Annotated in this window: 12 protein-coding genes and 1 pseudogene; 5 read left to right on the forward strand and 8 right to left on the reverse strand. The window is 70.1% G+C overall.

Translation table 11 applies throughout. The annotated features are described in order from the left end of the window. Positions 1-43 precede the first annotated feature (43 nt). Complete coding sequence (locus ACI2L1_RS16300; protein ID WP_404739978.1) at positions 44-652, reverse strand: HdeD family acid-resistance protein; 609 nt, start codon at positions 650-652, stop codon at positions 44-46. 69 nt (positions 653-721) lie between these two features. Between ACI2L1_RS16300 and ACI2L1_RS16305 the strand changes: the two genes are divergently transcribed. Further along, positions 722-1,486, forward strand: coding sequence for an enoyl-CoA hydratase/isomerase family protein (locus ACI2L1_RS16305; RefSeq protein ID WP_404739979.1), 765 nt, complete (start codon positions 722-724; stop codon positions 1,484-1,486). Here the strand turns inward: ACI2L1_RS16305 and ACI2L1_RS16310 are convergent. Further along, entirely contained in the window at positions 1,458-2,108 is a 651-nt protein-coding gene (locus ACI2L1_RS16310) for a DJ-1/PfpI family protein (RefSeq protein ID WP_404739980.1), read from the reverse strand. The two genes, ACI2L1_RS16305 and ACI2L1_RS16310, sit on opposite strands and share 29 nt — an antisense overlap. A 28-nt stretch (positions 2,109-2,136) precedes the next feature. After that, positions 2,137-3,096 carry a GlxA family transcriptional regulator gene (locus ACI2L1_RS16315; RefSeq protein WP_404739981.1) on the reverse strand — a complete coding sequence of 320 codons (960 nt, stop codon included), beginning with the start codon at positions 3,094-3,096 and terminating at the stop codon, positions 2,137-2,139. A gap of 113 nt (positions 3,097-3,209) precedes the next feature. Between ACI2L1_RS16315 and ACI2L1_RS16320 the strand changes: the two genes are divergently transcribed. From ACI2L1_RS16320 to ACI2L1_RS16330, 3 genes are all read left to right on the forward strand, one after another. Then, positions 3,210-4,079 carry a hypothetical protein gene (locus ACI2L1_RS16320; protein ID WP_404739982.1) on the forward strand — a complete coding sequence of 290 codons (870 nt, stop codon included), beginning with the start codon at positions 3,210-3,212 and terminating at the stop codon, positions 4,077-4,079. A gap of 93 nt (positions 4,080-4,172) precedes the next feature. Further along, a complete protein-coding gene (locus ACI2L1_RS16325; protein WP_252100478.1) occupies positions 4,173-4,304 on the forward strand; it encodes an LPFR motif small protein in 132 nt (43 codons plus the stop codon). Between the two features lie 80 nt (positions 4,305-4,384). After that, a complete protein-coding gene (locus tag ACI2L1_RS16330) occupies positions 4,385-6,766 on the forward strand; it encodes a Tex family protein (protein ID WP_404739983.1) in 2,382 nt (793 codons plus the stop codon). A gap of 56 nt (positions 6,767-6,822) precedes the next feature. On the opposite strand, the gene ACI2L1_RS16335 is transcribed toward ACI2L1_RS16330, so the two are convergent. The 5 genes from ACI2L1_RS16335 to ACI2L1_RS16355 all read right to left on the reverse strand — a co-directional run bounded on the left by ACI2L1_RS16335 (position 6,823) and on the right by ACI2L1_RS16355 (position 13,588). Then, positions 6,823-8,466 (reverse strand): ABC-F family ATP-binding cassette domain-containing protein, encoded by a 1,644-nt coding sequence (locus tag ACI2L1_RS16335; protein ID WP_404739984.1) that lies wholly within the window; start codon positions 8,464-8,466, stop codon positions 6,823-6,825. Between the two features lie 48 nt (positions 8,467-8,514). Next, a complete protein-coding gene (locus tag ACI2L1_RS16340; protein WP_404739985.1) occupies positions 8,515-9,543 on the reverse strand; it encodes an oxidoreductase in 1,029 nt (342 codons plus the stop codon). A gap of 45 nt (positions 9,544-9,588) precedes the next feature. Next, positions 9,589-9,747 (reverse strand): hypothetical protein, encoded by a 159-nt coding sequence (locus ACI2L1_RS16345; protein WP_404739986.1) that lies wholly within the window; start codon positions 9,745-9,747, stop codon positions 9,589-9,591. Positions 9,748-9,756: 9 nt separating this feature from the next. Beyond that, the gene (locus tag ACI2L1_RS16350; RefSeq protein WP_404739987.1) at positions 9,757-11,457 is read right to left on the reverse strand and encodes a BCCT family transporter; all 1,701 of its coding nucleotides are present in this window, start codon (positions 11,455-11,457) and stop codon (positions 9,757-9,759) included. Positions 11,458-11,614: 157 nt separating this feature from the next. Further along, on the reverse strand, positions 11,615-13,588 hold the full coding sequence (locus tag ACI2L1_RS16355) for a Xaa-Pro dipeptidyl-peptidase (RefSeq protein WP_404739988.1): 1,974 nt from the start codon (positions 13,586-13,588) through the stop codon (positions 11,615-11,617). Positions 13,589-13,797: 209 nt separating this feature from the next. Between ACI2L1_RS16355 and ACI2L1_RS16360 the strand changes: the two are divergent. After that, positions 13,798-14,668 (forward strand): annotated as a pseudogene (locus tag ACI2L1_RS16360) (M1 family aminopeptidase); the annotation flags it as partial. Positions 14,669-14,702: the final 34 nt, after the last annotated feature.

The following is a 14,702-nucleotide window of genomic DNA, read 5'->3' on the forward strand; positions in this document are numbered from 1 at the left end:
ATATCGAGCGTCTCCGACTGTTTCCGTCTGTTTCCGTATGGAGCTACTCGGCTTCCGTCGGTTTGGTGGCGGCCTCTTGTTGCTGTTCGGTGACCAGGTCGACGATCTTGCGCCCGCCGAAGCCGGTCGCGATGAGACCGAGGCCGTCGAAGAGCAAGCCGAGCGAGAAGAAGCAGCCGATCACGTACTTGCTGCTGCTCGGCCAGGAGGCCAGTACGAGGATGCCAAGGAGCAGACCGAAGGCACCCTGCACGAGCGTCCAGCCGAACTGCGGTCCGCGCACCACCAGACTGCCGGCCAGCCGGAACACCCCGCCGGTCAGGAAGAGCAGCGCGGCGAACATGGTCAGGGCCGCGGCGGCCGCTTCCGGGCGCCCGATCACGACGATGCCGGCCGCGATGTTCAGGGCGGCGACCACGACACCGAGCCAGAAGAAGTTGGAGCCCCGGGCCTGGATCGCGTGCAGCAGTCCGACCGTGCCGCCGATCAGCAGGAGCCAGCCGAACAGGAGCATGGAGGTCAGCGTGGCCACGCCGGTGTAGATCAGCCCGACGACTCCGGCGATCACCAGAATCACCCCGAGCGCGGCCAACCAGCCGAAGCTTCGGCTCAGCTTGGCGGTCTCGATGTTCTCCGCCTTTTTGACTGCCATGAGGGGCCTCCCCGCGCTGCGGCCCCCTTCCTGATCGTACGGTCGGGGGGTACGGCTAGCATCCGGCGCATGGAGCTCCCGGAGCCGCAGCTGCTGCACACCGTCACCGACTCGGTCGCTACCGTCGTAGTGCACCACCCGGCCAAGCGCAATGCAATGACGGCCGCGATGTGGCGGGCGCTGCCGCCGCTCCTGGACTCGCTGGCCGCCGATCCGGACGTACGGGCTCTGGTGCTGACCGGGGAGGGCGGGACGTTCTGCGCGGGTGCCGACATCTCCACGCTGCAGGGGTCGCCCGAGGAGGCGCAAGGGCTCGCGGTGGACGCCGAGGACGCCCTCGCCGCGTTTCCCAAGCCGACGCTGGCGGCGATCCGGGGGCACTGTGTGGGCGGCGGGTCTCAGCTCGCGGCGGCCTGTGATCTGCGGTTCGCCGAGGAGGGTGCGCTGTTCGGGGTGACTCCGGCGAAGCTCGGGATCGTGTATCCGGCGTCCTCCACGCGGCGGTTGGTGTCGCTGGTCGGGCCGGCCACCACCAAGTACCTGCTGTTCTCGGGCGAGTTGATCGACGCGGAGCGGGCACTGCGCACCGGTCTGGTCGACGAGGCGCTGCCCGAGGGTGAACTCGCCAAGCGAGTAGGGGAGTTCACCCGGATTCTGGTCTCCCGCTCACAGCTGACGCAGGCCGCGGCGAAGGAGTTCGCGAACGGGTGCACAGACCGGGACGCGCACTGGGCCGGGCAGGCGCAGGGCAGCGGCGACACCGCGGAGGGCGTCGCCGCGTTCCTGGAGCGCCGTCAGCCGCGGTTCACGTGGTCGGTTCCCCGCCGAGGATGAAACGGCTCCTCGACCGGATCAGCTCGACGACCTCGGCGGGCGCCTTCTGCGGGGCTCCGGCGTCGTAGGGCGGCTGCGGGTCGTACTCGATGCCGAGTTGTACGGCCTGGGCGACGAAGTCGCCGGCGATCCGGCCGAGCAGGGCGAGCCCCATGTCGATGCCGGAGGAGACTCCGGCCGCGGTCACGTACTTGCCGTCGGTCACCACCCGCTCCCCCGTCGGCTCGACCCCGAACTTCCTCAGCTCGTCCAGTGCCAGCCAGTGCGAGGTGGCGCGGCGCCCTTCGAGGAGGCCCGCTGCGGCCAGCAGCAGGGAGCCGGTACACACGGACGTCGTCCAGGCACTGGTGGCGTCGGCGGCGCGGATCCAGTCGAGGAGGGCACTGTTCTCCATCTGCAGGGTCTGCCCGGGGCCGCCAGGGACGACCACGACATCGGGGTTCGGCACCTCGGCCAGGGTCCGGTCGGCGATCAGTGCGAGGTTCCCGCTGTCGGCGCGGACGGGGCCCGTCTCCTCGGCGACGAAGACGACCTCGGAGTCCGGGAGCCGGCCGAGCGTCTCGTACGGGCCGACCGCGTCGAGGGCCGTGAAGCGGTCGTAGAGGACGATCGCGAACTGCATGGTTCCCCCTGGGAACGGTTGCGGGTGTTCAGTGGGCGGGCGCCGGGCGGAACCGGCGGCGGTACTCGGCCGGTGCCGCGCCGAGTGTTCTGACGAAGGCGCGGCGCATGGCCTCCGGGGTGCCGTAGCCGCTGGTTCGGGAGATCTCCTCGATGCCGTCGGAGGTGTCCTCCAGCAGTCGGCGGGCGTGTTCGAGGCGGACCCGGTCGACGTACCGGCCGGGTGTCATGCCGGTCTCGGTCCGGAAGGCGCGGGCGAAGTGGCGGGTCGAGAGCCGGGCGCGGGCGGCCAGGGCCTCGACGCTCAGGTCGTCGGCGGGGTGCTCGGTGATCCAGTGCTGAACCTCGCGCAGCGGTTCCCGCTGAGCCGTCTGGGCGGCCAACTGGGCGCTGAACTGGGCCTGGTTGCCGGGCCTGCGCAGGAAGACGACCAGGTGGCGGGCGATGGCGAGGGCTGCCTCCCGGCCCAGGTCCTCCTCGACCAGGGCGAGCGCGAGGTCGATGCCTGAGGTGACGCCCGCGGACGTCGACACCCGTCCGTCGCGCACATAGATCGGGTCGGGGTCCACCGCGACGGCCGGGTGGTCATGGGCGAGCTTGTCGCTGTACGCCCAGTGCGTGGTGACCCGGCGGCCGTCCAGCAGGCCCGCCTCGGCGAGCAGGATCGCTCCGGTGCACACCGAGACCAGGCGCTCGGCCGCCGGCCCGTGCTCGCGCAGCCAGTCGGTGAGGAGTTCGTCGGGGCGCCGGGTGCCCCGGCCGCCGGGCACCAGGAGGGTGTGCGCGGCGTCGGCCTGGGCTAGCGCTTCGTCCGGTACGACGGTCAGGCCGCTGGAGGCGCGTACGGGAGCGCCGTCGAGCGAGGCCGTACGGATGCGGTAGGTGCCCGGGGTGTGCTGCTCGGCACCGGCGAAGACCTCCAGCGGGCCGGTGACGTCGAGGCTCTGCATGCCGTCGAAGAGGACGAAGAGAACGGTGCGCTGCGCCATGGGTCCGATTCTTGTGGCAGGGACGCGATGGCGGCAACGACGAGTTCCCCACCTTTCCTGCCATGAAGGGCTCCCGCCCCGAGGGGATACCAAGCGGTCGGTAACCTGACGCCATGACTACTGACGCCCTGGAATCGCGCGCCGGCCGCCGCTGTCAGAACCCCCTCAACACCCTGCACGCCACGCACTACTTCTCTCCCGACCTGGGCAAGGAGCTGGCCGCGGTCGGCATCACCCACCCCAGGGCCGTCAACTTCGCGGTGCGGGCGGCCGCGCTGGGACCGGTCGGCCCTGGGGCGGTGACGGCGGTGTTCTACAACTACAAGCACGAGCTGGTCGCCGAGCACGTTCCCGCGGTGTGGCGGACCGCCACCCCCGAACAGGTCCTGGCCGCACGCGCGCGTGCCGTCGACGCGACACTGCGCCGCCTGCTCGGTGACGGGGCCGTGGCGTCCGAGGAGATGGCCGAGGCGGCGCGGCTCGCGCTCCGCGCCACCGAGGCCTGCTCGCGCTCCGCGCGCCCGCTGTACTCCGCGCACGCCGATCTGCCGGTGCCCCAGGAACCCCACCTCGCGCTCTGGCACGCCGCGACGCTGCTGCGCGAGCACCGGGGCGACGGACATCTCGCCATCCTGATGTCCGCGGAACTCGACGGCCTGGAGGCCCTGGTCACCCACACCGCGACGGGTCGGGGCATGACACCGTCCTGGGTGTTCACCACGCGCGGCTGGACCCGGGAGGAGTGGGACGCGGCCGCCGGACGGCTCCGGGAGCGCGGGCTGCTGGACGCCGACGGGGAGCTGACCGAACGAGGTGTCGCCCTGCGCGAGGAGATCGAGGAGGAGACGGACCGGCTGGACCGGGCCCCGTACGAGCACCTCGGGGCCGAGGGGGTGCGGCGGCTGACGGAACTCGCGGCGGGGTTCGCTCGGGCCGCGGTGACCACGGGGGCCTATCCCGCGGACCTGATCGGCAGGCGCTGATCCGCCGGCTTCCGTCGCGAAGATTGCCGGGCCGTCACAGAGGTACCCGTTCCTCTCCTGGTCGGCGTGGCCGGGAGAGGAAAGGAGATGCACATGTTCCGTGCGATCGCAGACGTACTGCGACAGATCGGCGGCGCCATAGCCACCGTGGTGACGCTGCCCTTCCGGGCACTGGCCCGGCTCTTCGGCGGTGCGTCCAGCTCCACGAGGAGCCGGAGGGCCTGATGACCGCGCCCTGATCCCCGACTGTCTGTGCCGCCTGCCACAATTGCCGCGCAACCTCAGTGAGAAGGCGGTACGGGATCGTGACGACAGCCGGGTCCAGCGGGTCCACCAGCGCAGGGTCGATCGAAGGCAGGATCGCCGAGGAACTCGGCGTAAGGGAGCGGCAGGTCAAGGCTGCCGTGGAACTGCTCGACGGCGGTTCCACGGTTCCCTTCATCGCCCGCTACCGCAAGGAAGCGACCGAGATGCTCGACGATGCGCAGCTGCGCACGCTCGAGGAGCGGCTGCGGTATCTGCGGGAGCTGGAGGAGCGCCGGACGGCGATCCTCGACTCGGTGCGCGAGCAGGGCAAGCTCACCGAGCAGCTCGAGGCGCAGATCCGGGGCGCGGAGACCAAGGCGCGCCTGGAGGACATCTATCTGCCGTTCAAGCCCAAGCGGCGCACCAAGGCGCAGATCGCCCGCGAGGCAGGGCTTGAGCCGCTCGCCGAGGGACTGCTCGGGGACCCGGGTGTCGCTCCGCTCGCCGCGGCCGCCGCGTTCGTCGACGCCGACAAGGGCGTGCCCGATCCGCAGGCCGCCCTCGACGGCGCCCGGGCCATCCTGACCGAGCGCTTCTCGGAGGACGCCGATCTGATCGGCGAGCTGCGTGAGCGCATGTGGGTGCGCGGCCGGCTGGCCGCCAAGGTGCGGGACGGCAAGGAGGAGGCAGGCGCCAAGTTCTCCGACTACTTCGACTTCGCCGAGCCCTTCACCGACCTGCCCTCGCACCGGATCCTGGCGATGCTGCGCGGCGAGAAGGAGGAGGTCCTCGACCTCGTCCTGGAGCCCGAGGAGCCTTCCGAGCAGCCCGGTCCTTCCTCGTACGAGGCAATCGTCGCCTCGAAGTTCGGGATCGCCGACCGTGGCCGCCCCGGCGACAAGTGGCTGACGGACACCGTCCGCTGGGCCTGGCGGACCCGGATCCTGGTTCACCTCGGCATCGACCTGCGGCTGCGGCTGCGGACGGCCGCCGAGGACGAGGCGGTCAACGTGTTCGCGGCGAACCTCCGCGACCTGCTGCTCGCCGCCCCGGCCGGCACGCGCGCGACGCTGGGCCTGGACCCCGGTTTCCGTACCGGCGTGAAGGTCGCCGTGGTCGACGCGACCGGCAAAGTGGTCGCCACCGACGTCATCTACCCGCACGTCCCGGCCAACAAGTGGGACGAGGCGATCGCCAAGCTGGCCCGGCTGGCCAAGCAGCACGCGGTCGAGCTGGTCGCGATCGGCAACGGCACGGCGTCCCGCGAGACCGACAAGCTCGCCGGTGAACTCATCACCAAGCACCCGGAGCTGAAGCTCACCAAGGTGATGGTGTCCGAGGCGGGCGCGTCCGTGTACTCGGCCTCCGCCTTCGCCTCGCAGGAACTGCCCGACATGGACGTGTCGCTGCGCGGCGCGGTCTCCATCGCTCGCCGCCTCCAGGACCCGCTCGCGGAGCTGGTGAAGATCGACCCGAAGTCGATCGGCGTCGGCCAGTACCAGCACGACCTGTCCGAGGTGAAGCTGTCGCGTTCGCTGGACGCGGTGGTGGAGGACTGTGTGAACGGCGTGGGGGTCGACGTCAACACCGCGTCCGCTCCCCTGCTCTCCCGGGTTTCCGGGATCACCTCGGGGCTGGCCGAGAACATCGTGTCGCACCGCGATGCCAACGGCCCCTTCACATCCCGTACCGAGCTGAAGAAGGTGGCCAGGCTGGGGCCCAAGGCGTACGAGCAGTGCGCGGGGTTCCTGCGGATCCGCGACGGTGTCGACCCGCTGGACTCCTCCAGCGTGCACCCCGAGGCGTATCCGGTGGTGCGGCGCATGGTGAAGACGGCGGGGCAGGAAGTCGCCTCCCTCATCGGCAACACGGGTGTGCTGCGGTCATTGAAGCCGCAGGAGTTCGTGGACGAGACGTTCGGTCTGCCCACCGTGACCGACATCCTCAAGGAGCTGGAGAAGCCGGGGCGTGACCCTCGGCCCGCCTTCAAGACGGCGACCTTCAAGGAGGGCGTCGAGAAGATCGCCGACCTGGTCGCCGGGATGGTCCTTGAGGGAGTCGTGACGAACGTGGCGGCGTTCGGGGCGTTCATCGACATCGGCGTCCACCAGGACGGTCTGGCGCATGTCTCCGCGCTGTCCAAGACGTTCGTCAAGGACCCGCGGGATGTGGTGAAGCCGGGTGACATCGTCAAGGTGAAGGTGCTGGAGGTCGATATTCCGCGCAAGCGGATCTCGTTGACGCTGCGGCTCGACGACGAGGCGGCGGCGAAGCCCTCCGGTGGGGAGCGCCGTCAGCCGCAGCGGGGTGGGCGGCCGCCTCAGCAGCGGCAGCAGCAACCGCGGCAGCAGCAGCGGTCGGCGCCTGCTCCGGGCAACAGTGCGATGGCTGATGCTCTGCGCAAGGCCGGGCTGCTGGATTCCAAGAAAAAGGGGCGGTAGCGGTTGTGGGGAACTGCGGGTCAGTTGTGGCTGGTCGCGCAGTTCCCCGCGCCCCTTCAGGGCGCTTCCGTCACCTTGCCTGCTGAGACCTCCAGGCGGCGGGTCACCCTCACCGCGTCCAGCATTCTGCGGTCGTGGGTGACCAGGAGCAGGGTGCCTTCGTAGGCGTCCAGGGCCGATTCCAGCTGTTCGATCGCCGGGAGGTCCAGGTGGTTCGTCGGTTCGTCCAGGACCAGGAGATTCACGCCCCGGCCCTGCAACAAGGCGAGCGCGGACCTCGTCCGCTCTCCCGGCGACAGCGTCGCCGCCGAGCGCAGGACGTGGTCCGCCTTCAGGCCGAACTTGGCGAGGAGGGTGCGGACTTCGGCCGGTTCCGTGTCGGGGACCGCCGCGCAGAAGGCGTCCAGGAGGGACTCCTCTCCGTGGAAGAGCTTGCGGGCCTGGTCGACCTCGCCGATCAGGACGCCTGAGCCCAGGGAGGCCTGGCCGGAGGTCACCGGCACCCGGCCCAGCAGGGCGCCGAGCAGCGTCGACTTGCCCGCGCCGTTCGCGCCCGTGACCGCCACCCGGTCCGCCCAGTCGATCTGGAGGGACACCGGGCCGAGAACGAAGTCACCCTGACGTACCTCGGCGTCCCTCAGGGTCGCGACGACCGCGCCCGAGCGGGGTGCCGACGCGATCTCCATCCGCAGGTCCCACTCCTTGCGCGGTTCCTCGACGACGTCCAGGCGTTCGATCATGCGCTGGGTCTGGCGTGCCTTCGCGGCCTGCTTCTCGCTGGCCTCGCTGCGGAACTTGCGGCCGATCTTGTCGTTGTCGTTGCTCGCCTTGCGGCGGGCGTTCTTCACGCCCTTGTCCATCCAGGAGCGCTGCATCTGCGCCCGGTCCTGGAGGGCGGTCCTCTTGTCGGCGTACTCCTCGTAGTCGTCCCGGGCGTGCCGGCGGGCGACCTCACGCTCCTCCAGGTAGGCCTCGTAGCCGCCGCCGTAGAGGGTGATCTGCTGCTGGGCGAGGTCGAGTTCGAGGACCTTGGTGACGGTGCGGGTGAGGAACTCGCGGTCATGGCTGACGACGACCGTGCCGGCGCGGAGGCCCTTCACGAACCGCTCCAGGCGCTCCAGGCCGTCCAGGTCGAGGTCGTTGGTCGGCTCGTCGAGGAGGAAGACGTCGTAGCGGGAGAGCAGGAGGGAGGCGAGGCCGGCTCGCGCCGCCTGGCCGCCCGACAGGGACGTCATGGGCTGGTCCAGGTCGACCGCCAGGCCCAGTGAGTCGGCGACCTCCTCGGCCCGTTCGTCGAGGTCGGCGCCGCCGAGGTCGAGCCAGCGCTCCAGGCTCGTGGCGTACGCGTCGTCCGCGCCCGGTGCCCCGTCGACCAGGGCCTGGGTCGCGTCGTCCATCACGCGCTGGGCCTCGGCGACCCCGGTGCGGCGGGCGAGGAAGTCCCGGACGGTCTCGCCCGGGCGCCGCTCGGGCTCCTGCGGGAGATGCCCGACGGTGGCCGTCGGCGGAGAGAGCCTGAGCTCCCCCTCCTCGGGTGCGATCAGCCCGGCGAGCATTCTGAGCAGCGTGGACTTGCCCGCGCCGTTGGCTCCGACCAGGCCGATCACATCTCCGGGCGCGACGACGAGGTCGAGCCCGCTGAACAGGGAACGGTCGCCGTGGCCGGCGGCGAGGTTCTTGGCGACGAGGGTGGCAGTCATCAGACTGTCGATCCTAATGGCCGCCGCCGGTGCGCAGCGCCTGGGTTTTCAGCGGGCCATGGCCTCCACCAGGACACTTCCCGAGGTCCGCGCCACCACGAACGATTCTCCTTTCACCGCCTTGGCATCCAGGGCGATCCGGTGCCGGCCCGCTTCCAGGACACCGTCGAAGACCTCCTGGGCGTGACTGCGGTAGAGCCGGTCGATGCGGTACGCCGTGAGGCGGACCCGGCATGGTGAGGTGACCTCGACGCCGGCCTCGCCGTCGGCGGCGACCAGGCCGGTCAGACGGCGCTGTTCGGCCGGGCTGCGGTCCAGGGCGTGCTCTATCTGGGCCACGAGCAGCGGGATGATCGGGGCGAGACCGTCGACGTAGGCCACGTCGACGCCCGCGCGTTCGAAGGAGTGGCGTACGGCGGCACGTTCCTCCTCGGTGACCGCGCGTCCGAAGGCGACGGCGCCGTAGCCACGGAGTTCGTCGGCGTGCACGTCGCCCACTTCGCGGGTGATGTCGGCGCCGATGCCGATGGTGCGCAGGGCGGCGGCGAGTTTGGCGAGGACGGCGACGCGGGCGCCGATGAGCAGGACGCGGCGGCGCGTGCCCTCCGCGTCACCGCCGCCCTGGAGCAGGGAGTCGAGGGCGGCCCGGTACTCGGCGCCCTGGAAACGGAAGGGCCCTATGCCGTGGTAGCCGTTGAGTTCGAGGTCCACGGCGTCCTCGGTCTGCCAGGCGAAGTCCCGCCAGATGAAGTCGTCGCCGTCCCGCTCGATGACGGCGGTGACGGCTCCGCAGGCGAGGTCCTCGCACTCGGGGCAGCCATAGATGACGTAACGGCCGCCCGGAAGCGGGGCGTCCGCCTCGCCCAGGAGGCTGCGGACCTGGGCGGTGAAGATCGCGGGTGGGACGTCGGAGGCCAGTGGGGAGACGGCGTCGAGGTCGGAGAGCTGGAAGAGGAGAGGGCGGCCGTCGACGATGAAGTCCACGAAGTCCCGGTGGATCTGGAGGTCACCGTTGGCGAGAACTCCACCGGCACGCATCGCCGGTGCCAGGCCGAAGGTCGCGTATGCGGCAGACATGGTGTGAGTATTCCCGCCTTTGGGGCGTTCTGAGCACGGCATGGGTCATTCCGCCGACACGGGGCGGCGGGTTCGCCGGAGGCGGACCAGTGGGTGGCCGTGTGGCTCCGCGTCGTCGGCGTACGCGTGGTCGAAGGGGCAGCGGACGAGGGGTGCCTGGACGAGCGGCACGGAGGAGGCGGACGGCTCGCCTCCTTCGGACATGCGCCGTGCTCAGCCGTGGTCGTGGCCCAGCGGATCGCCCTCCGTCTCGGTGCCGGGGCCCGGGCCGACCTGGATCCCGAAGTCGCCGTCGTACTTCCTGTGGCCCTCGATCACGGCGCGTTCGACCGCCTCGGAGCCCATCTCGCCGCGCACGATGACCGGGTCGCGGCGCAGGTCGCGCATGAGGGCGACGCACATGCCGATCATCACGAGGACGAAGGGCGCGGCGGCCAGGATCGTGAGGTTCTGCAGGCCGGTGAGCGCGTCGCCCTGGCCGCTGCCGACGAGCAGCATGATGGCGGCGACCGCTCCGGTGACCACGCCCCAGAACACGACGACGAAACGGCCGGGTTCGAGGGCGCCCTTCTGGGACAGCGTGCCCATCACGATGGACGCGGCGTCGGCGCCCGAGACGAAGAAGATGCCGACCAGGATCATCACCAGCAGGCTGGTGGCGGTGGCGATGGGGAACTCCTGGAGAACGCCGAAGAGTTGACCCTCGGGGGTGTCCTCGCCGCCGAGGGCGCCGCCCTCCTTCAGCTTCATGGCCGTACCGCCGAAGATCGCGAACCACACCAGACTGACCGTGCTCGGCACGAGGATGACACCGCCGACGAACTGCCGGATGGTGCGGCCCCGGCTGATACGGGCGATGAACATGCCGACGAACGGCGTCCAGGAGATCCACCAGGCCCAGTAGAAGACGGTCCAGCTGCCGAGCCAGTCCGCGACGCCCTTGCCACCGCTGGCCTCGGTGCGTCCGGCGAGCTGGGGCAGGTCGCCGAGGTAGGAGAAAATCGAGGTGGGCATCAGGTCGAGCACGATGATCGTGGGGCCCGCGATGAACACGAACACGGCGAGGATCAGGGCGAGCACCATGTTGGTGTTGGACAGCCACTGGATGCCGCGCTCGATGCCGGAGACCGCCGAGGCGACGAAGGCCAGGGTCAGCACGGCGATGATCGCGACGAGCAGTCCGGTGCTCACGTCGTCCATCCAGTCCAGTTCCTGGAAGCCGGAGCCGATCTGGAGGGCGCCGAGGCCGAGGGAGGCCGCGGAGCCGAAGACGGTGGCGATGATCGCGAGGATGTCGATCACCCGGCCCGCGGTGCCGTTCGCGTGCCTCTCCCCGATGAGCGGGGTGAAGACGGCGCTGATGGTCTGGCGCCTGCGCTTGCGGAAGGTGCTGTAGGCGATGCCGAGTCCGACCACCGCGTAGATCGCCCAGGGGTGCAGGGTCCAGTGGAAGAGGGTGGTGGCCATCGCCGTCTCCATGCGCTCACCGGAGTTGGCGGGGTTCGTGCCCGGGGGCGGGGTCGTGTAGTGCGAGAGCGGCTCGCTGACGCCGTAGAACATCAGGCCGATGCCCATGCCGGCGCTGAACATCATCGCGACCCAGGACACCGTCTTGAACTCGGGTTCCTCGCCCTCGGCGCCGAGGTGGATGCGGCCGTAGCGGCTCATGGCGAGCCAGAGGGCGAAGACCACGAAACACGAGGCGGCCAGCATGAAGGCCCAGCCGCCGTTGTGGATCAGCCCGTTGAGCATCGTGGTGGAGACGTCCTCCAGGGAGTCCGTCGCCGCCCAGCCCCAGACGACGAAGGCCACGGTGATGGCGGCGGTGACCCCGAACACCACCCGGTCGGTCTCGTGGCCGAGAATGCCCGCGGGCCCTTCCCGGCTGCCTCTCTTCTTCAGGTCTTCAGTCATCTGCGGCACCTTCCCCTGGAGCGGTGGATACGCCGGTTTTCACACGATTCCCCAGGACCTACCACAGGTGCCGCAGATCTCGACCGATTCAACAACCGGTTTCGGGCTCACCGGCCGTGGGGTGGTACGGAGCGCGTTCGTCGAGAGGCAACGGGTGTCAGCCTCCGTCCGGGACGCGGTGGGCGGTGTGCGGAGCCCGGACACCGTCGAGGGCCCCGGCCTCATGCGGTACGGCCGTCTCGGCGCCCTTTGTGGTGTGCGCGAAGGCGGAAGCGCCGCCGACCAGCGGGACGCGGGCCGAGGTGCGGGACAGGTCGATGGTGAGAGTGGGCTTGGTGGACGGCGGGTCGATGAGGTCCTTGTCGGTTCCCGCGACGATCAGGGCGAGACGGTGGCCCGCCGGGACGACGTGGTCCGTGGCGCCCAGGTCGAGGGTGATGGTGTAGGCCTTGCCCGGGATGAGCGGGACGCCCTTTCCGGGGTCGGCGTAGTTGCCGAGGTCGGCCCAGCCACGGCTGACGACCGTGTGGTCGACGGCGGTGGTCTTCGCCTGTGTCTCCTTGAAGCAGGCGCTGTCACCGGCGGTGCTGACGCCCCAGCAGGTGCGGTCGGCAAGCGTGGTGATGCCTTCACCCGACGCCGCGTAGTCGCGGATGGTGTCGGGACCGAGGTCCACGAGCACGGCGGAGAGGTGGGCCGTGGAGGTGGTCGGGGTCGCCGTCACGGTGACCTTGGAGGGACCGGACAGGCGGAGGTCCCTGGTGAGCGTGCCGGTGGTGAAGCCCGCCTTGTCGGGGGTCGAGGTGTCGATCTGGGCGGCCCAGTCGGTCTCGCTCAGCGCCGGATTGTCGGTGAAGGTCTCGGTGCCCCTGGCCTTGGTGAGGCCGAGGGTGCCGACGCCCTGCTGGGTGCCCTGGGCAGGGCGCAGAGTGACCGCCGAAGTGCCGCGCGGGGGCCAGGACTTCGAGGTGACCCACTGGTCGGGGTGGCGTTCGATGTCGGCCATGGGCTCGCGGTCGATGCCGTTGTCGTAGCCGAGGAGCTCGTGGTCGAACCAGCGGTGCAGGGTGTCGACCCATTCCGCGCGACGGAAGTCGAAGGGGTCGACGTGACCGGTCTGGGAGAGCCAGATCTTGCGCTCGACGCCGTTCTTCGCGAGGGCGTCCCACCACGGACCGACGTGCTGGAGACGGACGTTGAGGTCCTGCATGCCGTGGACGAGGAAGACGCTGGCCTTGACCTTCTTCGCGTCCTTCACGTAGTCGCGCTCAGTCCACAGCGGGGTCCAGTCGCCGGTGCGGGGCGCCTGGTCGACGAGTTTCTGCTGGACGGCGGCGCACTTGGCACGGGCGTCGGGGCTGTCGACGTAGTCGGAGAGCCAGTCGGGTCCTGAGTCGTAGAGCGGGGCGCCCTCGGAGAAGTAGTAGTCGTACCAGGTGGAGATGGCGCTGATCGGGACGATGGTCTTCAGACCCTCGACTCCGGTGGCGGCGACACCGTTGGCGATGGTGCCGTCCCAGCTCTTGCCGATCATGCCGGTCTTGCCGTTGGTCCAGGTGGCCTTGGTCTTCGCGGTGCCCGTGCGGGTCGTGTAGGCGGTGGCTCGGCCATTGAGCCAGTCGACCACCGCCTTGGCGGACTGGATGTCGGAGCGTCCGCCGACGTCCACACAGCCGTCGGAGCGGTTGGTGCCGGCGAGGTCGACGCCGACGAAGGCGTAGCCGCGGGGCACGAAGTAGTTGTCGTAGAACAGCGGCATCTGGACGACGTCGCCGTTCGCGTCGTACGTCTTCAGCTGGCTCTCGTTGCCGCGCCCGCAGCAGGAGTAGTAGGGGCTGGCGTCCATGATGACCGGCACCTTGCGGCCCTTCTGGGCCGGTTCGCGGGGCCGGACGATGTCGACGGCGACTCGGTCGGTCCTGCCGTCACCGTCGCCGTCGAGCCGGGTGTCCACCCAGACGGCCTCACGGACGGCGTTCTCGTACGAGTAGACGGGCTGGCTCTCCCCCGGGGCGGCCTGGGGCTGCGCCTGTGCGGTCGCGGGCGTGAGAAAGGTGGCCAGCAGGGCGGCGGTGGCCGCGGCGGCTGTCGCGAGCGGTCTCCAGATCGTGAAGCGCGTGCGTATCGACATGCGCGGACGGTACTGCGGTCAACTCCCGTACAAAAGAGGGCCTCTTGGGGCCATGACGGCCGAATGGCGATCGTGTGACGGGGGCGACCGTGGACACATCCAGCTCACAGGTGGCGAATAGGCCGCGAACAGATCTCGTGTCCCTACGACTTGGAGCTTTCGCGCACCGCGGACTCATCGCACGGGGCGCACTCGCGGCGGCCTCCCTGATGCCGCGATCCCGGCGTCGGCGGCGAGCCCGTCTCCCGGCGCTCCGGGTCTCGGCGACCCCTACTACCCGGCCTATGGCAACGGCGGATACGACGTCTCCCAGTGAGCTGGAGATCACTCCGAAGGCACCGCTGGCCAGGGGCACTTCGGTCACGTTGGTGGTCCGCCACAGCGCACTGCCGTCGTCGAAGCAGGCGTACGGCTTCACCAGTTTGCACCGCACTCCGGACGGCGGGGTCGGGGCCAACGGACCCGAAGCGGCCCTGTGGTGGTTCCCGAGCAACGACCACCCGCTCGACAAGGCGACCTACGACGTGTCGGTTCTGGTGCCCGACGGCAACCTGGCCATCTCCAACGGCACGCTCCAGCCGACGAGTTCACGCCTCGGCCGGACCCGCTGGAACTGGCGCTCCGACAAGCCGCAGGCCACGTGTCTGGCGACCCTGGCCGTCGGTCGGTTCGACCTCATCACCGGGAAGACCGACAGCGGCATTCCGGTCGTCAACGCCTACAGCAAGGATCTCGGCGCCGACTACGGGGCGGCGCGGACGAGCGTCGAGCGGACCGGGGAGATCGCCGACTGGCTGAGCGGGTACTTCGGGCCGGCCCACCAGTGGTACGGCGACCTCGTGTCCGTGCGGCGCTGAAAGGACATCTGGATCAACGAGGGGTTCGCGCGGTACGCACAGTGGCTGCGGTCCGAGCACGAGGGCGAGGGCACAGCACAGGAACTCGCCGACTACGTGTACGCCTCGCCGACGACGCGTTCCGATCGGGGACGAGGTGTTCTTCGCGGTGCTGAAGAGGTGTCCGCAGAGGTATGCGTACGGCAACGCGTCGGTCGCCGACTTCCAGCGGTACGCCGAGGAGGCCCTCGTCTGAGCCGCCTCAGCTCTCATCCCGG

Source organism: Streptomyces sp. NPDC019531 (assembly GCF_044903305.1).
Classification (GTDB): domain Bacteria; phylum Actinomycetota; class Actinomycetes; order Streptomycetales; family Streptomycetaceae; genus Streptomyces.